Genomic DNA, 19,952 nt, shown 5'->3' with positions numbered 1-19,952 from the left:
CAGGTGATGGCTTCCGCGCGCTCGATTTCGACGAGCACTGTCTGCATCTGACCGGCATTCCACGCCATCACGATGTTAGCCAGCAAGCTTAGCGCGTCGGCGACGGCCTGCATCTCGTCGGCGCGCCTAGCCTGCGTGGGTGCGACTCGGCCTGTATAGATCGCCCGCTTTAGCGAGTTGACCGCCTTGCCGCGATTAAGCACGCGTAACAGCTCACTCCGGAACCCGGCATTGACGAAGTAGTCGGCAAGGAACGCGGTGCGCAGCAGCTTACCTAGCTGCACGCCGGCGTCATAGATAGGGCCGCCCCGCGCGGCCGAGCCAAATCGCGCTAGGGCCGCCACGGCGCTGGCGTGTCCCGACATCACCGAGGCCGTCAGGTGCACCAAAGGGTCCCATTGTGCCTCGATCGCAGCCAAGTCCACGTTGGCGAGACACACGGAGGCGATCTCATCGGGAACAGCAACGCCGCGAGGTACGAAGAGACGACGCTGAGCCTTGCATCTCGTGGGCCTCCCGCGCATTGGGCCAAACACGATACGCCAAGCAGAAGCGAACAGCAAACCTCAAAAAATCAATAACTTAGGCATGAGCCCCCGCGTCGCTGCTGGGCTTGCAAACCGTCGCATATTGCACCGAAATCAAAGCCACCCCAAATTTAGCTGGATCAGGCTCCCGCTATCTGGCCCACTCCGGACCGTTCTAGCTCACGCCCTTGGTGGGCATCAAGGGCCGGCAGCGTACCTGCAGGCTAGTGAGTCCCCGATAGACGGGGTTCCCGTTCCAGTACGGCGTGGCATCCAGGAGTTCTAGCCCGGGCCAGCGGGCTGACAGCGCCCGAAACGCAATCTCCGCCTCCATTAATGTCAGCGCGGCGCCAATGCAAAAATGCGGGCCATGTCCGAACGACAAGTGAGAGCCCTCCCGCCGGGTGATATCCAGGATGTCCGGGTTGCTGTAGCGAGCCGGATCGCGATTGGCAGCTCCGATCAGAGGGACCACTAACTCCCCGCGCCGCAGCCGGCGCCCATGCAGGACCACGTCCGTGGTGACCCGCCGCCCTGTGTATTGGACCGGACTCTCATAGCGCAACAGCTCGCGCAAGGCGTTCGGCAGCAGTTCGGGAGCCCGCTGCAGGCGCCGCCATTGATCTGGATGGCTCAGCAAGGCGTGCAGTCCATTGCCGAGCAGATTGCGCGTCGTCTCATGTCCCGCGAACAGTAGCATGGCACATTGCGCCAATAGTTCGGCCCCGGACTCCACCTCGCCGCCGGCCTCGGCTCGCAGCAGGTGTCCGATCAAATCGTCGCCCGCCGCGTCCGGCACCGTTGCCCCTTGCTCCCGGCGCTGCGCGAGTATTGCCTCGAAGGCGGCACACATCTTGAGCAGGCTGACCTGCGCTCGTCGTTTTAGCCCCTGATCAGGGTCCGGTGCGCCGATGAAGGCGGCCAGATCCTCGGACCAGGCCAGGAATTCCGGCTGGTCGGCCGCGTCCATGCCGAGCAGCCGCGCAATCACCATTGCCGGAAGCGGCCTGGCAATCCTCTCCATGAAATCAAACTGCCCCGCTTCGTCAATGCCATTCATCAACCCGGCCACCATATGCTCGATCGCGCCCGCGCTGGCGCTTAGGGCTGACGGCCGGAAGCCGGCATTGAGCACCTGCCTCAGCCGCGTGTGATCCGGTGCGTCGAGAAATAGCATCGCCCGGCTGAACAGGCGCTGGAAGGGACAGAGCGCCTGACGCAATTCCTCGCTGCCACGCATCACCCAGCCACCCGTGCGCCGCGCTGAGTAGAGGGGATCGCGCAGCACGGCCTCGACGTCTTCGTGCCTGGTCAGCAACCAGGCACCGCCGAAGAACTCCTCGCTCCAATGGATAGGGCCAGCCTCACGCAGTTCGCGGTAGAGAGGATAGGGATCGCGCAGGAATGTGGCGTTAACGAATGGGCGGCAGGACGCTGGCTTCTCGATCACCGCTTCCCTTTGCGCCACAGCCTCCGTTTGGGAGCGCATTCCGAGCCTGGCGAATGTGGCAACGCGGGCTGGCGCGCTCATGTCGCCTCCCGCTGCGCCACGACGGCAGACAGGCAATCCAGCAAGCGCGCGATGTCGCCCGCCGTGTGCGCTGCCGAGAGCGCAATACGCAAGCGCGCCGTGCCTTCGGGTACCGTTGGCGGCCGGATGGCAGTGACACGGATGCCGTCAGCTTCCAGCGCGGCGGAGAGGGCCATTGCAGCGGCATTGCCTCCTACGATCAGTGGCTGGATAGGCGTATCGCTTTCGACCAGCCGCCAGCCGGCCTCCGCCTGGCTGGCCTGTAATGTTTCCAGGCCTGCACGCAGTTGTCCAATAAGTTGCGCCACATGGGTGCGGCGCCGGCGCCCCTCCTCGCCCGCGATCAGCGTCAGGCTGGCCAGCAGCGCATGCGCTGCGGCCGGCGGCGCGGCCGTAGTGTAGATATAGGGCCGCGCCACGTTGACCAAATGTTCCACGATGGTTGCGTGCGCCGCCACGAAGGCTCCTGCTACACCGGCAGCCTTGCCCAGTGTGCCGATGTAGATGAAGCGTTCGGAGGCCAGCCCCAGATGCTCCAGCACGCCGCGACCGCTCTCCCCCAGCACGCCAAAGCCGTGGGCGTCGTCGACCACGATCCAGGCATCGTGGCATTCGGCTAATGCCAGTAATTCGGCCAGCGGCGCAATGTCGCCATCCATGCTGAATACGCTGTCCGTTACGATCAGCTTGAGGGGGCTGGCGCTACCGGCCAGCAGTCTCGCCAGTGCAGTGGTGTCGCCGTGCGGGTAGCGTTTGACATGGGCGCGCGCCAGAAGCGCCCCGTCGATCAGCGAGGCATGGTTGAGCTTGTCGCAGAACAGGGTAGCGCCGGCCGTGCCCAACGCGCTCAGCACCGCCATGTTTGCCATGTAGCCGCTACAGAAATAGAGCGCCTGCGCCTCGGGGATATGTGAATCCAGCCACCGAGCCAACGCGCTCTCCAGATGGTCGTGGGCCAGCGAGTGCCCGTTAACCACATGGGAGGCACCGCTGCCCGCGCCATAGCGGTAAGCGCCCTCGGCAAAGGCGGAGATAACCGTGGGATGGTTGGCCAGCCCAAGGTAATCGTTGCTGCAAAAACTCAACAGCGTGCGCGGCTCGCCGCATTCATTGCTGACCGCCTGATGTGGCGCGCAGGCTGTGTGTGTGACGCGCCGCCTGCGCGTCATGGCGCGTTCGGCGCGCTCGGCGGCGGCTTGTGTGAGTCGGTCAAGCAGCATGGCAGCATTGGCGGACGATTGGGGAAATGCATCTTAGATGTGCATCCGCGCTCATGGCAAACCGGGCCGCCGAAACATTTTACTGGTGTGTTGCACGAAGAAAGCGGGAGAATTGCGTAAAGTGCCGCGTTTTGTGCTGAATGACACCCATCCGCGTGTGCACTCTGGAAGCCGCTATTCCTCGCCCGCCTTGTATTCCTGATCGAGGCGGTCGAATAGCGCCTTGTTCACCAGCCGCTGGCGCTCGCTGAACGATACGACCAGCAACGGATCCTCGTCCAGCCGCCCGCTGTCGCGCAGCACGGCCAGCGCCTGCTGTATGCCATGGACCGCGCCTTGCAGCGCCGCGTTCGCGTATAGCACGATGCCGTAGCCCAGTTTGCCGAGTTCGTCGCGAGGCAGGGTCGGCGTTTTGCCGCCGATCACGACGTTGATCAGTTGCGGCGTATCGAACAGCGCGGGCAGGCGCTGGATATGCGCTCGGGCGCAGGGTAAAGCGTTGCCATGCCAAATCGTCTGCCTTGACATAGTCACCGCGCCGCAGTGCCTCCGCTATGCAGAAGGTCAGGAGGCGCAGGTCCTGACTATCGCGATACGTTTCCAGCCCGCGCTCGGCCCAGGCGAGCGCCTCCCTGGCTCAAGGTTTCCGCTATCAGCAGGTACCGATACGGACTCGACAAGTCTTTGGCCTTGATGCGTACCAGCGCACACTCCTTCCATCTGAAAGTGGAAAATCCGTTCGGAGAGCCGGACGGCATCAGGATTAGTTTGCTCGCAAGCGCGCCCGTGCATCTCAGCCAGTTGCCGAATTGCCGGCATGACGTCGCCGCTGGAATCGTCAATTTGCTCCAGGCCTTTCTCGGCGTTGGCAATAGCTAGCTCACACAGCATGTTGCCTTAGCCGGTGCCTATGCCTTATGCCTGATGCCTTATGCCGTGGTATTGACACGCCCTCTCAGCTCAAGAAAAAGCTGTCAGTGCCGATACAGAAGACTGGGGCGCCTTTATGCCTTCGCCCTGTTTGCACCTCATCACCAAGTCGCGCAGGGCGTAACTCGTCGAACAACGTTGATTGATTAACATGTTCTTTGCCTCTACAGCCCGCACGCGATCGTCGTTACGCCAGCCTATCGGTCTCTGGCTATTTGCCGTTTGCGCTTTGGTGCTGCTGGTGGCCTGCATGGCGCCTCAGGGCATCCACCTGCAATTCTGGTTCCCGAGTTCGCTGCATCTGGCTACCGAAACGTTCGCCATCGTGGTCGCCGGCCTGATCTTCGCCGTCACCTGGCACGGCTATCGTCATAACCAGCCCATCTACCTGCCTGCACTGGGTTGCCTGTTTCTCGCGATCGGCCTGCTGGACTTCCTGCATGCGGCTTCCTACAAGGAAATGCCCGACTTCCTGACCCCAGCCTCACCGGAAAAGGCCATCAATTTCTGGCTGGTTTCGCGTCTGTTGCTCGCCATCGGCCTGTTGAGCATCGCGTTCTTGCCATACCGCCTCGGCTATACCAGCTCACGACGCGCGCTTACGCTGGGCGTGACCCTGGCGTTTGTCGCGGTAGTCGGTTACTTGGGCCTGGCATTTCCGGAGCGCTGGCCGCGCACCTTCCTTGAAACCGGGAAACTGACGTCCTTCAAGATCGGCGCAGAATTGGGGGTGATCGGCTTGTTTTTGCTGGCTGCGCTGGGGTTCTGGCGTGCCAGACGGGATGCTCGGCTGATCTTCGACGCTCAAGGCCTTCTGTTTGCCTGCCTGCTGTCGGCGCTTGCCGATGTCTGTTTCGCCCGCTATACGCAAGTCCATGGCCTGTACAGCCTGCTAGGGCATCTGTTCAAGCTGCTCGCCTATGCCTACGTCTACCACGTGGTATTCATCAGCTGCGTGCGCGCGCCATACGACCGGCTCGCGGTCGAGATGACCGAGCGGGGCGCCGCCGAGCGGCGTATCGAGAAGATGGCGTTTCATGATGAACTGACGGAACTGCCCAATCTGGCGCTGCTACGCGACCGCGCCGGTCAGGCCCTGGTCAGCGCCCAGCGCGACCACAGCCATGTGGCACTGCTGCTTATCGACATTGACCAGTTCAAACTGATCAATGCCACACTGGGCCATTCACAGGGCGATCAGTTGCTCAGTACGCTCTCCCAATCGTTGCTTGAGGCTCTGCCAGGCTCCGCGACGCTGTACCGTGTCGGCGGCGACGAGTTCGCCGTCCTGCTGCCGGGCCTGCAGGAGGCTGAATCCACTGCGGTGGTGCTCGAACGGATCTTCGATCAACTGGAGAAACCGCAAGCCATCGGCGACCAGTCCATTCTGTCCTCGGCTTCCATCGGCGTGGCGATCGCCCCTGCGGACGGCGAAGATATCGAGACGTTGCTGCGCAACGCCGAAACCGCCATGTACAAGGCCAAGGAAGCGGGGCGCAAGACCTGGCGCTACTACGATCCGACCATGTACGCGGCGACCAGCGAGCGCCTGCAACTGAGCAACGGATTGCGCAACGCCCTCGAGCGAGGTGAGTTGGTGTTGCATTATCAACTGCAGATTGACCTGATCAGCGGCGATGTCATCGGCGCCGAAGCACTGGTGCGATGGCAGCATCCGAAGTTGGGCATGGTGTCGCCGGCGCGCTTCATCCCCGTTGCCGAGCAAAGCGGGCTGATCATCGCCATCGGCGCCTGGATCCTGAGGGAGGCGTGTCGCCAGGCGGCTGAATGGCGGGCTCGGCTCATTGATATTCCGGTGGTTGCGGTGAACATTTCCGCCATCCAGCTGCAAGATCCATCGCTCGAAACCACGGTGCTCGAAGCCTTGGCCGATGCCGGCCTCCCACCGCGGGCGTTGGAGCTGGAGTTGACCGAATCCGGCCTCATCCAGGACAGCGAGCAGGTGCGGGAGACCATCGAGCGGCTGAAAGCAATGGGGATCGGCCTGGCCATCGACGATTTCGGTACCGGCTATTCCTGCCTGGCGTACCTGAGCCGCCTGAAAGTCGACCTGCTGAAGATCGACCAGTCGTTCGTCCGCGGTATCAGGCACACGGCGGACGGCGCCGCCATCGTCGCCGCGATCATCCAGATGGCCCGCTCGCTGGGACTGAAGACCCTGGCCGAAGGGGTCGAGGACCGGGAAACGGCGCAAGCCCTGCGCGAACTTGGCTGTCGACTCGCCCAAGGGTACCTGTTCGCCCGGCCGATGCCAGCCTCGAGCCTGACAGCGCTGATGGAGGCGCAGCGCATCCCTGGCGTGGCGTAGAGGGCGCTCGTACATCTCAATAGCCTCCAGGCGATGGCGATGAGAACCCAAGGCCGAGCGCCATCGACCGTGCGTCGCACGCATGCCAGATGAATACGCGCGCGCTGGACGGACGCCTTCACTCGCCCGTGAACCGTGCCTGACGACGCCCGATGAAATGCGCCACCCCTTCCTTGAAGTCCGCGCTCTGGATGCTGGCGAACATCTCCTCATTGGCCTGCCGGGTTGCCTCGGCCAGGCTCTGGAAAGGCACCTCTCCAAGCTGCCTTTTCATCACGCCGATCGAACGCGGTGACACGTTCTGCGCCAGGTCCTCCGCGTAGCGCAGCGTTTCGGGAAGCAGGCTGTCTACGTCATAAAGCCGGTTCACCAGGCCCATCTGCAAAGCCTCCGCCGCCGATACCTTGCGCGCTGAGTAGAGCAGGTCGGCGGCATGCCCGGGGCCGACCACGCGTGGCAGCATCCAGGCGATGCCGTGCTCGGCAATCAGCCCGCGTTTGGCAAAGGCCGTGCTGAACGCCGCCTTGTCGCTGGCAAAGCGAATATCGCTATAGAGCGCGAAGACCAGCCCCAGCCCTGCCGCCGCGCCATTGATGGCGGCAATCACCGGCTTGCGCATGGCAGGGAAGTAGCCGTAGCGTGTCTGGTAGTCCGGGCGGCGGTTCATGTCGAACGGCCGCATCCATTGCGCGGCGCGGATATCGCCCGGCGGCAGGATCTCGAGTTCGTCGATGTCCATGCCCGCGCAGAAGCCACGGCCGGCGCCGGTCAGCACCACCACGCGGACCGTGTTGTCGCGGTCGACCTCTTCCATCGCCTGGCGGAGTTCCGCCTCCATGACCTTGGTGAGGGCGTTGAGCTTGTCGGGGCGGTTGAGCGTGATGACGGCGATGCGGTTGTCCGCGCCGGCTTTGGTGAGTTCAATTTGCGTGTACATGTTCTTTGCTCTGGGAAGTTGCTGAGGAGGTGGCTCAGGGAAGTTGAATCGACTTGGGCTCGAGGAATTCCTCCAGCCCGAAGACGCCGCCCTCTCGCCCGACGCCCGACATGCCGAACCCGCCGAACGGGGCGAGCGCGTTGAACCGGCCGCCATTCACATCGACCTGCCCGGCACGCAATTCGCGCGCTACTGCTTGGCCCTGCTCCGGCGTGGCCGCCCACACCGTGGCCGCGAGGCCGTAGGGCGTGGCGTTGGCAAGCGCGATGGCATCTTCCGGCGTGTCGTAGCAAAGCACGGCCAGCACTGGCCCGAACACTTCCTCGTTGGCCAGACGGCTGTCCGCCGGCACATCGCCGAACACCGTCGGCGCGACGAAGTTGCCTGCGTCGGGCACGGGAGCCTGGCTACCGCCCGCCAGCAGTTCGTAGCCCGCGGCTTCCGCTTCGCAGATAAATGCCAGCACACGCGCTTTCTGCGCCGCTGAGAGCAAGGGGCCAACGCGCGTGGCTGCATTGTCAGGGTCGCCGAGGGTCAGGGAGGCGGCGCTTTCCTTCAGCAATTCGCGGCAATGCGCGTAGGCCTCGCGCGGCACCAGCAGCCGTGTAGTGGCGCTGCAGGTTTGCCCGCTGTTGAGGAAGCAGGACGCCAGCGTGGCCTTGATCGCGCGGCCGAGATCCGCGTCGGGTAGCACCACGGCGGCGGATTTGCCGCCCAACTCCATCGACAGCCGCTTCATGTCGCCCGCGGCAATGGATGCGATCTTGCGGCCCACCGCGGTGGATCCCGTGAACGACAGCATGTTGACGCCGGGATGCGTCACCAGCGCCTCGCCAACCGCCGCGCCACCCAGCACCACGTTCAGCACACCGCGCGGCAGATCAGCGCGCTCTACAGCGTCCATCAGCCGCACGGCGGTGGCCGGGGCCAGCTCCGAGGGCTTTAGCACCACGGTGCAGCCCGCCAGCAAGGCTGGCGCCAGCTTGGCGGTGATCTGGTGCAATGGATAATTCCACGGCGTGATGGCAGCCACCACGCCCACCGGTTCGAGCACGATGCGCGAATTGCCCACGCTACGCTCGAAGCTGAAATCCTCCGCCAGCGCGGCCGTGGCGCGCCACGCGGCAACTGGCGCATCCACCTGGATGCGCCGCGCCAGCTTGAGCGGCATGCCGACCTCGCGCGAGATTTCGCGGGCCAGCTCTGCCGAGACCGCTTCCAGCGCGTCGGCGATCGCCAGCAGGAAGGGCGCCCTGCCCCGCGCACCCAGCGCGCGCCATCCGGGCAACGCGCGCCTCGCGGCCCGTACCGCCGCGCCGCCATCCGCCTCGCTGCCGAGCGTCACTGCGGCCAGCGGTGCGCCGGTTGCCGCGTCGTGGATCCGGGCCTCGCCGGTGGGCGTCGCCGCCACCCACGCGCCATCGATGTAATGCTGTGCAATCTGTTTCACTGTTGATTCTCCTTGCTTGCGCGCTTTTCCAGGAAGGCTGCCATCACGCGCTGGGGTTCGCCGTCCGCATAGCATTCGAGCTGGGCGCGGATGCCAGCCACGCAGGCATCGTCGAAGCCCGGCTGGCTCATCGCGCGCAGGCGCTGCTTCGACAGCCGCACGGCCGTGGGCGGCAGCGCCGCCAGCTTGCGTGCGCGCGCCAGCGCGCTGCCCATCAGTTCGTCCGCCGCACATAGCTCCGTCACCAGGCCGATTTCGTACGCCCGCTGCCCGCTGACCAGATCGCCCGAGAGCGACATCTGGATGTTGTGGGTATGGCCCACATGCAAGGTCATCAGGTAGGAGCCGACAATGCTGGCCAGGCCGGCCTTGACCTCTGGCTGACCCCAGCGACTGTCCGCCGTGGTGATGCGCCAGTCGGCGCACAGCGCCATCTGGAAGCCCGCGCCAGCCGCCACGCCATGCACCGCGGCCACGCAGGGCTTGTCCAGGTCGCGCACAGCCTGGTACATGGCGCGCTGCCGGTTGAGCCAGGGCACGATCTGCTGCCAGGTGACGGCCGCCGCTTCGTCCAGGTCCTGGCCCGAGCAGAAGGCGCGCGGCCCGGCGCCGGCTAGCACCACCGCACGCACTTCGGGGGTGCGGTTCAACGCATCCAGGCTGGCGATCAGGCACGTGCGCAGCGCATCATTGACGGCATTCATGCGGTCGGGGCGATTCAGCGTCACTACGGCGATGCCGTCTTCCACGGCTACAGTGACTTCGTCTTTGGCTGTGTTTTGCATTTGCAATCCGCGCTTCGTTATCTCATGTTTCACGTCATTTCCACGACGGCATCGACCGCCACCACGCCCTGCCCTGCCGGCATCACCATCAGGGGATTGATGTCCACGGCCTTAAGCGAATTGCGGTAAGCCAGCGCAAAATTCCCGAGCGCGACAGCGGCAGATGCCAGCGCCTCCAGATCCAGTGCGGGCATGTCGCGGTAGCCATCGAACAGGGGCGCCAGCCGCAGGCGCCGGCAGGCGGCCCGGGCCTCTTCCATGCCGAAAGGCGCCAGCAAGGTGACAATGTCCTTGCGCAGCTCCAGCAAGGTGCCGCCTTCACCGATCATCACCAGTGGTCCAAGCGCGGGATCCACCGTAACGCCCAGCGCGAACTCGTGCCTGCCCCTGACCATCTGCCCAACCACCACGCGCGGCGTGGCCACGTCCAGCTCGACCAGTTTTTCCAGGCAGGCTTCCGCCGCCGCGCGCACGCTGTCGGCATCGGTCAACCCCAGCCGCACCAACCCATGTTCGCTCTTGTGCGGCACGCTGGCCGCGCAGCCCTTGACCACCATGGCACCGCCGCCGAGTGCCGCGAACGCTGCCGCGGCCTCGTCGCCGTTGGCGCATTGCCGGTGCGCCACAACCGGCACGCCGTGTTCGGACAGCAGGGCCAGGCTGGCGTGCTCGTCCAGCAAGCCATTGCCGGCGTACGCCAAGGGTGCCGGGGACGGCAGGATCGACACGGCGCCGCTCAGCCGCCGGTGCCCGGCGTACTGGCTCAGCGCGGCAATCGCGTCGGCCTCCGTGATGTAAGTCGGGATGCCCTGCACGGCAAATACCTCGCGTACGCTCTGCTGAGGCGCACTAATGATCAGCGGTTTGGCATGCTGGCAAAGAAAGGCCGCCGAATGGCGCGCCAGCGCGTCCACGTCATAGCCGGGCCCCGCCACGGGGATCCCTATCATCACCATGTCGGCTTCCGGGTCGCTGCCCAGTGCATCCAGCACGCGCGGGAACATATCGCCCTTGCCGAGCAGCGCGGCAGTCATGTCGAGTGGATTGTTGGCGCTGCCGAAGTCCGGCAGAATCGCCGCCACGCTGTCTTGCGTGGCAGGGGCCAGTTCGGTCAGCGGCAGCCCGGCCTGCTCGGCCAGGTCGGCTGACATCACGCCCACCGCGCCGCTGTGGCTCATCACCACGGTGCGTCCTTCCGCCGGGTCATGCCCTTGCAGGTAGAGCGGCGTGGCGCGGATGAACTCGTTCATGTCCCGCGCGCGCCAGATGCCGTGCCGCGCCAGGAACGCGTCGATGGTGGCGTCGTTGCCGACCATGGCGCCGGTGTGCGAGGCCGCGGCCACCGCACCGCGCTGGCTGCTGCCGCTCTTGAGCACTACCACGTGCGCGCCGCGCTGCCGCGCCACCGCGGCGGCGGCAGCCAGGCGTACCGGGCTGGACAACGATTCCAGGTAGACCAGGATCAACCGGATGGCGGGATCGGCCGCCACCGCTTCCGCCATGGCGCAGGCATCTATATCGGCATCGTTGCCGGTGGCAACGAGATAACGCACGCCCAGTCCCGCCTGACGCAGCAGCGCATAAGGCATCACACTGGCGGCGCCGCTCTGGCTGATGATGGCAATGGGCCCGTCGGCCGGGGCCACCTCCATGAACATGGTGCTGAAATTGAGCACCGCGCCGCTGGCGAAGTTGGCCGTGCCCTGGGCGTTGGGCCCCACCAGTCGCATGCCACCGGCATTGGCCGCCGTCACCAGTTCGTCCTGCCGCTGGCGGCCAGCCTCGCCCGTTTCGCCAAAGCCCGACGCCATCACCACGGCCGCCTTGACGCCGATCCCGCTGCACTGGCGCACCTGCGCCAGTGCAGCCTCACCCGACACGGCAATCACCACGGCATCTGGCACCTCGCCGATATCCTGGACACTGGCATAGGCCCGATGCCCCTGGATCTCCTCGCGAGCCGGATTGACCGGAAAGACCTTGCCCTCGAAGCCGAAGCGGTTCAGGTAATGGATGGGCCGCCCGCCGACCTTGTTGGGATTGTCCGATGCGCCGATCACGGCGACCGAGCGCGGGCGGAACAGCGCTTCAAAATGGGAGTGCATCAGAGAATTCATGGCCATGCTCACTCAGTCCAGGCTTGCGCCGGAGGCCTTGACCACCGCCGACCATTTGGCCGCGTCGCGCTGGATCAACTGGGAAAATTCCTTGGGCGTGCCGGGCAGCGGCTTTGCACCTAGCGCGGCCAGCTGGGCCTTCACATCCGCCTGCGCGAGCACCTTCTGCAGCTCACCATTGAGGCGCGTGATCACATCGGGCGGAGTACCCTTTGGCGCGGACAGCCCAAACCAGATCGTCACCTCGAAGCCGGGCAAGCCGGACTCCGCCACCGTCGGCACCTTGGGCAGCGCTTCCGAACGGGTCGTGCCGGTCACGCCCAGCGCCTTGACCTTGCCGGCGCTGAGGTACTGCACTTGGCTGGAGACGGTATCGAACATCATCGAGATGCGGCCGCCCAGCAGATCGGTGAACGCCGCGCTCGAACCCTTGTAGGGCACATGGACGATATCGATGGCGGCCATCGACTTGAACAATTCGCCGGACAGGTGATTGGAGCTGCCGTTGCCAGCCGAACCAAAGGTCAGAGTGCCGGGCTTCTGGCGTGCCAGCGCGATCAGGTCCTTGACGTTGGCCGCAGCCAGCGAAGGGGCCACCACCAGCACATTGACGGTCGATGCCACCGCCCCGACCGAGTCGAAGGCCTTGGCCGGGTCGACCTTCAGGGTTTTGTACAGCGAAGGGTTGATCGCCATCGTCCCAGTCGTCGAGAAGAACAGCGTATAGCCATCCGGTGCGGCCGAGGCGGCGGCTTCGGTGGCAATGGTACCTCCCGCGCCGCCGCGATTGTCTACCACGAAAGGCTGGCCAAGCTGCTGCGACAGGTGTTGCCCGATCAGCCGCGCCAGGGCATCCGTCGGGCCGCCCGCGGGGAACGGCACCACCAGCTTGACCGGTTTATCGGGGTAGCCCGTTGCGGTGACGCACAGGCTGGAGAAAGCCAGCGCGGCAGGCGCAACCCAGCGCAGGAGGGAAGTGGTGAATCTCACGGTCTGTCTCCGTTGTTGTCTTTGGCCTGCTCTTGTGGCCAGGCGTATTCGCAGTGTAGTGAGCCCGATGAGATTACATAAGCGTAGAATCAGATATAGCTGATATCACCAAAAAGCATGGACATCGAATCCCATCGCTCCCTCAGATATGAACATCAAGCAACTCGAAACACTGGTCCTGGTGGCGGAACTCGGCTCGCTTTCCCGCGCCGCCAAGGCTACGGGCGTCGCGCAATCGCTGGTCAGCCGCAGCATCGGGCAACTGGAGGCCGAATGGGGCGACCGCCTGTTCGAGCGCACGGGCCGCGGCGTGGTGCTGTCCGAGTTCGGCCGGCGCGTCTTTCCGCAAGTGCAGTTGCTGCTGGCCCAGTCCGTCCGCCTGCAGGACGAAGTGAAGGACGCGGCCGGCGTCCCGTCCGGCGTGGTGCACGTGGGCGTGCTGCCGTCCATGGCGCGGCGGGTGGTGACGCAGATGTTCGAGGACACACAGGCCAGGGCACCCGGCGTGCTGCTGCATATCTCCGAGGGCTTCAGCGGCCAGCTGGACGAGCAACTGGCCTCGGGGCGGCTGGATATGGCGGTGATCAACCGCTACGGGCACGGCCCACGGCAGGATGAAGACATCCTTGGCGAGGTTGCCACCTACCTGATCTGCGCCGCCGCGCATCCCCTGGCGAAGCGGAAAAACATCACCCTGCGCGAGCTGGCCGGCCTGCCGCTGGTGCTGCCGCCCGCGCCCAACGGCTTGCGCTCCATCCTGGACCAGCATGCGCGCCAGCAAGCCATCGCCCTCAATGTGGTGCTGGAAGTGGAGTCGCTTGCCACGATGAAGGAAGTGGCGATGGGCGGGCACGCCATGACCATCCTGCCTATGCTCGGCGTGGACGATGAGATCCGCGCCGGGCAACTGGCCGCACTGGAGATACGCGACCCGGCCATTCCGCGCACCATCGCGATCGGTGTCACCCGGCACCACCCGCTATCCCGGGCGTCGCGCTATGTGCTGTCGCGCCTGCACGACGTGGTGCCGGCGCTGATTGCGTCCGAAACAAGGAATGCCGTGCGCTGAGCGGAAGCCGGCGACTGGTCAGCGCCGGCTACCTGGCCGGCAATCCGCTCTCGCTGGCGCGCACCCGGCGCGGCCAGCCCAAGCCCCGCATCACGCGCTACCTGAGCCACGATATGTGGCAAGTGGTCAAGGACACCATCGAGGCCATGCCGGCGCAGACCGAGCGCGATCGTCTGCATGCCGCGCGGTGCCGCTGGCTGATGACAGTGCTGTACCCGGGTGGCCTGCGCGCGGCGGAGGTGGCCAGCACCCGGATGGGCGCCTTCTTTGGCCGGCGCGACCGCGAGGGCGTGGAACGCTGGTGGCTGAAGGTGACCGGATAGGGCGGCAAGACGCGGCTGGTGCCTGCGACGGACGAGCAAATCACGGAACTGGCGCGCTATCGCGTGGCCCACGGCCTGCCGCCGATGCCGTTCCCCGGCGAGGACTGCCCGCTTGTCCTGCCGGTCATCGGGCCCGCCCATGCCTTGTCGCGCGGCGCCCTGCACCTGGTGTTGAAGGAGGTGTTCGCACTGGCGGCCGCGCGCCTGCGCGCGCGGGCCCGAATGTGAGGCCCGGGCGGAGGTGCTGGCCAGTGCCTCGGCGCACTGGCTGCGGCACACGGCGGGCTCGCACATGACAGACCGGCAGGTCGACCTGCGTTTCGTGCGGGAAAATTTCGGGCACGCGTCCATATCGACCACCAGCGCCTATCGCCATGCCGAAGACAATGCCCGGCATGCGGCCACGCAGGAGCGCCACTGGATCGGCTGGACGCTTACCGCTGCGGGGCACGCCCACGGAGAGCCGACGGCGGTCCCGTTAGACCCCAGCGTCGGCACCTCCTAAAAACTTTCACGTTCGTGCAAGAATTCATTTCTGGACGCCTCACCGGCCACCTCGCGTCGCAGGCATTGCGACTGAGTGGCCACGTCGGAGCACGGCTACTTTCCTAGGTCGCGCGTGGATAAACTTTACCCTGCTGTACTGCGCCGTGGATGACATCCATCGGACGGGCGTCATGGACGCGGCCGAGGCCAATCACCTGCGGGTGGTGGCCACCGGCCATGTGCAACTGCACACGTGCTGAGCGGCTTACACCTAGTCGCTGCCAAGCTGCAGCTTGCTGAGCTGCCGCTTCTCGACGGCGGATTTCAGCAGGGCCGCGCTGCGGTAGATGCCATGGGCAAACTTGCCGTAGGGCAGCGTGGCGAACAGTGCCATGACGACGCCCAGGTGGATGGCAAGCAGCAGCGGCATCGCGGCAGTTTCACGCACGGCCAGCAGGCCCAGGCCCGTGGCGCTGGTCAGAAGCAGCAGCGCGATAAAGCCGCGGTCCATCGGCCGCTGCCGTGCATCCCCGTGCATCGGGTGGCGGCGCAGATTCAGCCACAGCAATCCGGCCGGGCCCACCAGCAGGCCCACGCCGCCGGCGGTGCCCAGCAGCACCGGCAGGCTCGTGACCGGGTAAGGCGCATGCCAGCCCAGCAGGTAGTGGTAGCCGGTCGCCACCGACGTCGAGGCAAAGCACAGCATGAAGCCGTAGAAAGTGAAATGGTGGAAGCGCCGCCGTGCCAGCGTGAAGCGGTCGCTGGCCTCATTGCAGCCGTCGCCGTGGCCGCCGTCGAGATAGGTAAGCGCCAGCACGTTCCGGGCTGCCTCGGCCACGGCAGGCGCCGACGCCGTACCTGCCGATACATCGCGCCAGAAGCGGCGCACCCCCAGGCCCAGCGCGAGCACGGCGAACCCGAACACGGCGCCGAATAATGCCGCCAGCGTGTTGTGCGGGAAAATCGCGTAAAAATTGCCCCTCGCATGCGCCTGCCAGAGTGCGCCGCCCAAGGTGGCGGCCAGCACCAGGAACAATGCCAGCCCGAAAGCCAGCGCCACCGCCACCGTCAGCCCGTTGCGCTGGTACAGCTTGCCCAGCGGCGCTGGCCACGCGTACTCGCTGTACGTTTCCAGCCGCACCTTTGCCATGGCCTGCGGCACGTTGACGCCGAAATCATGCGGCGGCGCGTACTGGCAGGCATGGTAGCAAGCGCCGCAGTTGTGGCACAGATTGGCCAGGTAGTTGACGTCGGCCTTGCCGAACTCCAACCGGCGGGTCATGGCCGGGAACACCGCGCAGAAACCTTCGCAGTAGCGGCAGGCGTTGCAGATCTGCATCTGCCGAGCCACTTCGGCCTCGTTGTCGGTCAGCGGCAACACGCGGATAACGCGGCTTTGCGGCGCCAACGCGGCAGCGTCCTGCCCTGCCCGTTGTGCGGCCAATTGCGCGGCCTCGCGCGCCAGGGCCTCAAGCTTCTGCATGGAAAACTCCCGTGTTGATACCTGCGGCCAGTGCGGCCTGCGTGCCCGCGATGCGCCCGAACGCGGTGCCGATCGACATGCCGACACCGGCCGTGTAACCCTTGCCGAGCACGTTGCCGGCCATCATTTCTCCTGCCACGAATAGATTCCCGCTCGGCTTGCCGCCAAAGTGCACCTGGGCGCGGTCGTTTACCTTGAGCCCCAGGTAGGTGAAGGTGATGCCCGGCCGCAGCGCGTAGCCGTAGAACGGCGCCTGGTCGAGCGGCCTGGCCCAGTGGGTCTTGGCCGGAGCCAGGCCCTCGGTATGGCAGTCGTCCAGCGCGGTATGGTCGAAGGTGCCGACCCGGCACGCCGTGTTGTAGTCCTGCACCGTGCGCACGAACTGCGCTTCCGGCAACCCCAGCTTGCTGGCGAGTTCGGGTAGCGTGTCGGCCTTCTCGCCGGGGAACACTGGGGGCATGAAGCGGCCAATCGCCTTGCTGTCGATGATCGAATAGCCGATCTGGCCGGGCTGCTGCGCCACGAGCCGGCCCCAGATGGCATAGCGCTTGGGCCAGAAGTCCTCGCCTTCGTCGTAAAAGCGCACGGCATCGCGATTGACCACGACGCCCAGCGACACGCAATCGATGCGCGTGCAGATACCCCCGTCGTACAGCGGCGCGCGCGCGTCGATGGCGACGCAGTGCGATTGCGACGGGTCGCCGATGGCGTCGGCGCCTGCGTCGATCATGTAGCGCAGCAGCACGCCCTGGTTGAAGCGCGTGCCGCGGATCAGGAAATTGTCGGCTGGCCATTCGCCGCGCTCATTCTGGCCCCAGGCCTCGCGCAGCCATTCGCGATTGGATTCGAAGCCGCCCGCGGCCAGCACGCAGGTGCGCGCGGTAAAGCGCTGGCTGCCGCTGCGCGCGGCGACGAAACGATCGCCGTCCAGTTCGATGGCATCCACTGGGGTGTCATAGAGGATCTGTACACCCATCGCCTCGGCGCTGCGATAATACGCATTGACCAGCGCCTTGCCGCCGCCCATGAAAAAGGCGTTGGTGCGCGCCACGTGCAACGCGCCCGACAGCGGCGGCTGGAAGCGTACACCGTGCCTGCGCATCCACGGGCGGCAGGCCGACGACGCGCGGATCACCAGCCGCGCCAGGTGTTCGTCGGTGAGGCCGCCAGTGACCTTGAGCAGATCCTGCCAGTATTCTTCTTCTGGATAGGCATCGACCAGCACATCTTGCGGCGCGTCGTGCATGCAGCGCAGGTTGCGCGTGTGCTGGGAGTTTCCGCCACGCCACTCGCGCGGCGCGGATTCGAGCAGCAGCACCGAGGCCCCTGCTTCGCGCGCCATCAGCGCCGCGCACAGGGCCGCGTTGCCGCCGCCAATTACCAAAACGTCGACCATGGGGATTATCTCCTTGCTGGCGCCATCTTGGCGGGCAAGGCGAGCGCGCGCCAGCAGGGCCGCGGCAAGGGGGCTTCAGGTTTCGTGAAGCCCCGGCCATCGCGGGGCATCGGGCCGAGAGCGGGCCGGTCGCGAACTTAGCGCGGCCGTAGCGTGGCGCCGGGCCAGCGCCCCTCGCGCACCAGCGTGGTGGCGACGTCGGCCAGCACCACGCGCGCAGCGAGGCCAGCCGGCGACAGTTCGTCATCGGACAAGCTGACCAGCAGGTTGGGCCGCGTGGCATCCGCGTCGGTGACCAGGATGCTGCGGTAGGGTGTGCCGTGGCTGCGCGCCAGTGCCGCGCCCGGCTGGATGGTGGCACCCAGGCCGCCCAGCACGGCGTCCATCAGGATCGCCAGGCCGTCGATCTCCGCCACTACCTGGGGCTCGCGCTTCGCCTGGCGGAAGCACGCGGCGACCAGCGCGCGCAGCCCGTGCGAGCCGCTGGGCAGTATCAGCGGCAGCTTGCCCAGTGCCGCCACCGAGGTCTGCTCGCCCCGCGGCATGCCGGCCAGCCCCTCGGCGCCGATCACGAACAGGCGCTCGTCGAGCAGCGGCAACACGCTCCAGCGCTGCGCCGGCTCCTCGCTGAACAGCACCGCCAGGTCGATCTGGCGCGCGCTCAGCATGGTGCCAAGGTAGCCGGAAAGGCTCTCCACCATGCGTAGCCGCACGTCGGGGTAGCGATCGCCCATGGCCCGCATGAAGGGCAGCGCCAGCACCGCAGCCGTGCTGGGCGGCAAACCCACGCTGACATGCCCGGACAGGCGCGCCTGCCGCGCGGCCAGTGCGGCGTCGTCGACATGGCGCAGCGCCAGCTGGGCCTGGCGCCAGAAGGCCAGCCCGGCGTCGGTGGCGACCACGCCGGTGGAAGTGCGCTGCAGCAGCCGTGTCGACAGCTCGCTTTCCAGCCGGCTGATCTGCTGGCTCAGCGCGGACGTGACCACGCCCAGCTCCAGCGCCGCCTTGCCCATGCTGCCATGCTCGATCACGCTGACGAAGTAGCGCAGTTGCCTCAGTTCCATGTCACGTCCCCGCTGCCGCAGTTTGCCCGTATGGTAGCGGAAAACCTGCCACGGTTCACGAATCCTGAAGACCCGTTAACGCCAGCCAGATGGCGCGCTGGCCAGCGGCTGCGTAGAGTCGCACCGGTCAGAAACAGACGGCATGACGCTACGCTGCCGCCATTTCCATAACAACACGACTTCCCGCAAAGGAGACTGCATGACAACCGTTTCGCGCATTCGCCGCGCCGTGGTGGCCTGCCTTGCCGGCAGCGCCGTGCTCGGCGCGCCCGCCGCATTCGCCGCGGACCACTGGCCGACCAAGCCGATCACCCTGGTAGTGCCGTTCGCCAGCGGCGGCACCACCGACATCCTTGCCCGCACCATCGGCCAGAAACTGGGCGAGGCGCTGCAGCAACCGGTGGTGGTCGACAACCGCCCCGGCGCCGGCGGCACCCTCGGCGCGGCCAACGTGGCGCGCGCGCCGGCCGATGGCTACACCTTCCTGCTGGCCACCGTCGCCCACACCATGGCGCCGGCCATCTACAAGAGCCTGCCCTATGAATTCACGCGCGACCTCGATCCCGTGGGCCTGGTGGCGCTGACGCCCAATGTGCTGGTGGTCAACCCTTCGATCCCGGTGAAGTCCGTGCCCGACCTGATCGCCTACATCAAGTCGCATCCCGGCAAGGTCAACTACGGCTCGGCCGGCATCGGCAGCACCGAGCACCTGTCCGGCGAGCTGTTCCGCGCGTTGACGGGCACCGACATCGCGCATGTGCCTTACAAGGGCGGTGCGCCGATGATGACCGACCTGATCGCGGGCCAGATCCAGATGGCGATCGAGACCAGCCCGTCGGCCCTGCAACACGTGCGCAGCGGCAAGGTCAAGGCATTGGCGGTGACCACCGCGAAGCGTTCCGGCGCCTATCCCGGCGTGCCGACGCTGGCAGAGAGCGGCGTCAAGGGCTACGAAGTCACCACGTGGTTCGCGCTGATGGCACCGCGCGGCACGCCCGCGGCGATCGAGCAGCGCGTATCAGCCGAGCTGGGCAAGCTGCTGAAGGCACCTGACGTGCAAAAGCGGTTTGACGAGCAGGGCGTGACTGCTGGCGATATGACGCAGGCGCAACTGGCTGCGTTTATCCGCGCCGAGACCGACAAGTGGAGCAAAGTGGCGCGAGATTCGGGGGCTAAGGCGGAATAAGGCCGCGCCCGCGGGATCAGCGCCGGCGTGCCACGAGGAGACTCAGAAACGCCTGCGACAGCCGGCCGGCCTCGGGCCGTGTTGCGGATCGCTATTTCGGCTAATGGCGAGCTCTAATTAGCGTGAATG

Annotated in this window: 13 protein-coding genes and 3 pseudogenes; 4 read left to right on the top strand and 12 right to left on the bottom strand. The window is 66.0% G+C overall.

Annotated features, from left to right (window positions below; translation table 11 throughout):
* The 4 genes and pseudogenes from CF70_RS15330 to CF70_RS15315 all read right to left on the bottom strand — a co-directional run.
* Nucleotides 1-494 (bottom strand): annotated as a pseudogene (locus CF70_RS15330) (Tn3 family transposase); the annotation flags it as partial.
* Nucleotides 495-702: 208 nt separating this feature from the next.
* On the bottom strand, nucleotides 703-2,058 hold the full coding sequence (locus CF70_RS15325; RefSeq protein ID WP_235185055.1) for a cytochrome P450: 1,356 nt from the start codon (nucleotides 2,056-2,058) through the stop codon (nucleotides 703-705).
* The gene (gene bioF, locus CF70_RS15320; protein ID WP_035866141.1) at nucleotides 2,055-3,278 is read right to left on the bottom strand and encodes an 8-amino-7-oxononanoate synthase; all 1,224 of its coding nucleotides are present in this window, start codon (nucleotides 3,276-3,278) and stop codon (nucleotides 2,055-2,057) included. The genes CF70_RS15325 and bioF overlap by 4 nt, the downstream gene beginning before the upstream one ends.
* Before the next feature lie 174 nt (nucleotides 3,279-3,452).
* Nucleotides 3,453-3,758 (bottom strand): annotated as a pseudogene (locus tag CF70_RS15315) (carboxyvinyl-carboxyphosphonate phosphorylmutase); the annotation flags it as partial.
* Nucleotides 3,759-4,359: 601 nt separating this feature from the next.
* On the opposite strand from CF70_RS15315, the gene CF70_RS33840 reads away from it, so the two are divergent.
* The gene (locus CF70_RS33840) at nucleotides 4,360-6,537 is read left to right on the top strand and encodes a putative bifunctional diguanylate cyclase/phosphodiesterase (protein WP_081862187.1); all 2,178 of its coding nucleotides are present in this window, start codon (nucleotides 4,360-4,362) and stop codon (nucleotides 6,535-6,537) included.
* Nucleotides 6,538-6,655: 118 nt separating this feature from the next.
* On the opposite strand, the gene CF70_RS15305 is transcribed toward CF70_RS33840, so the two are convergent.
* From CF70_RS15305 to CF70_RS15285, 5 genes are read right to left on the bottom strand one after another with little or no spacing between them, the layout of a single operon-like run.
* Nucleotides 6,656-7,474, bottom strand: a complete 819-nt coding sequence (locus CF70_RS15305) for an enoyl-CoA hydratase (protein WP_035866132.1) — start codon at nucleotides 7,472-7,474, stop codon at nucleotides 6,656-6,658.
* Nucleotides 7,475-7,508: 34 nt separating this feature from the next.
* Complete coding sequence (locus CF70_RS15300; RefSeq protein WP_035866130.1) at nucleotides 7,509-8,924, bottom strand: aldehyde dehydrogenase family protein; 1,416 nt, start codon at nucleotides 8,922-8,924, stop codon at nucleotides 7,509-7,511.
* Nucleotides 8,921-9,709: an enoyl-CoA hydratase/isomerase family protein gene (locus CF70_RS15295; RefSeq protein ID WP_035866128.1), complete on the bottom strand. Its 789-nt coding sequence runs from the start codon at nucleotides 9,707-9,709 to the stop codon at nucleotides 8,921-8,923. Before CF70_RS15295 ends, CF70_RS15300 begins: the two co-directional genes overlap by 4 nt.
* A gap of 29 nt (nucleotides 9,710-9,738) precedes the next feature.
* Nucleotides 9,739-11,814, bottom strand: a complete 2,076-nt coding sequence (locus CF70_RS15290; RefSeq protein WP_035866127.1) for an acetate--CoA ligase family protein — start codon at nucleotides 11,812-11,814, stop codon at nucleotides 9,739-9,741.
* 24 nt (nucleotides 11,815-11,838) lie between these two features.
* The gene (locus CF70_RS15285; protein WP_035866124.1) at nucleotides 11,839-12,816 is read right to left on the bottom strand and encodes a Bug family tripartite tricarboxylate transporter substrate binding protein; all 978 of its coding nucleotides are present in this window, start codon (nucleotides 12,814-12,816) and stop codon (nucleotides 11,839-11,841) included.
* 148 nt (nucleotides 12,817-12,964) lie between these two features.
* Between CF70_RS15285 and CF70_RS15280 the strand changes: the two genes are divergently transcribed.
* A complete protein-coding gene (locus tag CF70_RS15280) occupies nucleotides 12,965-13,885 on the top strand; it encodes a LysR family transcriptional regulator (RefSeq protein ID WP_035866122.1) in 921 nt (306 codons plus the stop codon).
* A gap of 14 nt (nucleotides 13,886-13,899) precedes the next feature.
* A pseudogene (locus CF70_RS15275) lies at nucleotides 13,900-14,713 on the top strand (tyrosine-type recombinase/integrase); the annotation flags it as partial.
* 252 nt (nucleotides 14,714-14,965) lie between these two features.
* On the opposite strand, the gene tcuB reads toward CF70_RS15275, so the two are convergent.
* The 3 genes from tcuB to CF70_RS15260 all read right to left on the bottom strand — a co-directional run bounded on the left by tcuB (nucleotide 14,966) and on the right by CF70_RS15260 (nucleotide 18,637).
* Complete coding sequence (gene tcuB, locus CF70_RS15270; RefSeq protein ID WP_035866119.1) at nucleotides 14,966-16,177, bottom strand: tricarballylate utilization 4Fe-4S protein TcuB; 1,212 nt, start codon at nucleotides 16,175-16,177, stop codon at nucleotides 14,966-14,968.
* Nucleotides 16,164-17,573, bottom strand: coding sequence for an FAD-dependent tricarballylate dehydrogenase TcuA (gene tcuA, locus CF70_RS15265; protein ID WP_035866116.1), 1,410 nt, complete (start codon nucleotides 17,571-17,573; stop codon nucleotides 16,164-16,166). The genes tcuB and tcuA overlap by 14 nt, the downstream gene beginning before the upstream one ends.
* A gap of 137 nt (nucleotides 17,574-17,710) precedes the next feature.
* Nucleotides 17,711-18,637: a LysR family transcriptional regulator gene (locus CF70_RS15260; RefSeq protein ID WP_035866107.1), complete on the bottom strand. Its 927-nt coding sequence runs from the start codon at nucleotides 18,635-18,637 to the stop codon at nucleotides 17,711-17,713.
* Nucleotides 18,638-18,836: 199 nt separating this feature from the next.
* Here CF70_RS15260 and CF70_RS15255 point away from each other — a divergent pair, with 199 nt between their 5' ends.
* Entirely contained in the window at nucleotides 18,837-19,823 is a 987-nt protein-coding gene (locus tag CF70_RS15255) for a Bug family tripartite tricarboxylate transporter substrate binding protein (RefSeq protein WP_035866104.1), read from the top strand.
* Nucleotides 19,824-19,952: the final 129 nt, after the last annotated feature.

The sequence above is a fragment of the Cupriavidus sp. SK-3 genome, from assembly GCF_000611145.1.
Taxonomy (GTDB): domain Bacteria; phylum Pseudomonadota; class Gammaproteobacteria; order Burkholderiales; family Burkholderiaceae; genus Cupriavidus.
Note: the sequence above shows the minus strand (reverse complement) of the source record. Positions and strands in the feature narration are given on the sequence as shown.

Excerpts from the sequence above, each read along its gene's own strand:
- CF70_RS15295 (WP_035866128.1), bottom strand. The coding sequence starts at position 9,709 with ATGCAAAACACAGCCAAAGACGAAGTCACTGTAGCCGTGGAAGACGGC.
- CF70_RS15255 (WP_035866104.1), top strand. The coding sequence starts at position 18,837 with ATGACAACCGTTTCGCGCATTCGCCGCGCCGTGGTGGCCTGCCTTGCC.
- CF70_RS15260 (WP_035866107.1), bottom strand. The coding sequence starts at position 18,637 with ATGGAACTGAGGCAACTGCGCTACTTCGTCAGCGTGATCGAGCATGGC.
- bioF (WP_035866141.1), bottom strand. The coding sequence starts at position 3,278 with ATGCTGCTTGACCGACTCACACAAGCCGCCGCCGAGCGCGCCGAACGC.
- CF70_RS15280 (WP_035866122.1), top strand. The coding sequence starts at position 12,965 with ATGAACATCAAGCAACTCGAAACACTGGTCCTGGTGGCGGAACTCGGC.
- CF70_RS33840 (WP_081862187.1), top strand. The coding sequence starts at position 4,360 with ATGTTCTTTGCCTCTACAGCCCGCACGCGATCGTCGTTACGCCAGCCT.
- CF70_RS15290 (WP_035866127.1), bottom strand. The coding sequence starts at position 11,814 with ATGCACTCCCATTTTGAAGCGCTGTTCCGCCCGCGCTCGGTCGCCGTG.
- tcuB (WP_035866119.1), bottom strand. The coding sequence starts at position 16,177 with ATGCAGAAGCTTGAGGCCCTGGCGCGCGAGGCCGCGCAATTGGCCGCA.
- tcuA (WP_035866116.1), bottom strand. The coding sequence starts at position 17,573 with ATGGTCGACGTTTTGGTAATTGGCGGCGGCAACGCGGCCCTGTGCGCG.
- CF70_RS15325 (WP_235185055.1), bottom strand. The coding sequence starts at position 2,058 with ATGAGCGCGCCAGCCCGCGTTGCCACATTCGCCAGGCTCGGAATGCGC.
- CF70_RS15305 (WP_035866132.1), bottom strand. The coding sequence starts at position 7,474 with ATGTACACGCAAATTGAACTCACCAAAGCCGGCGCGGACAACCGCATC.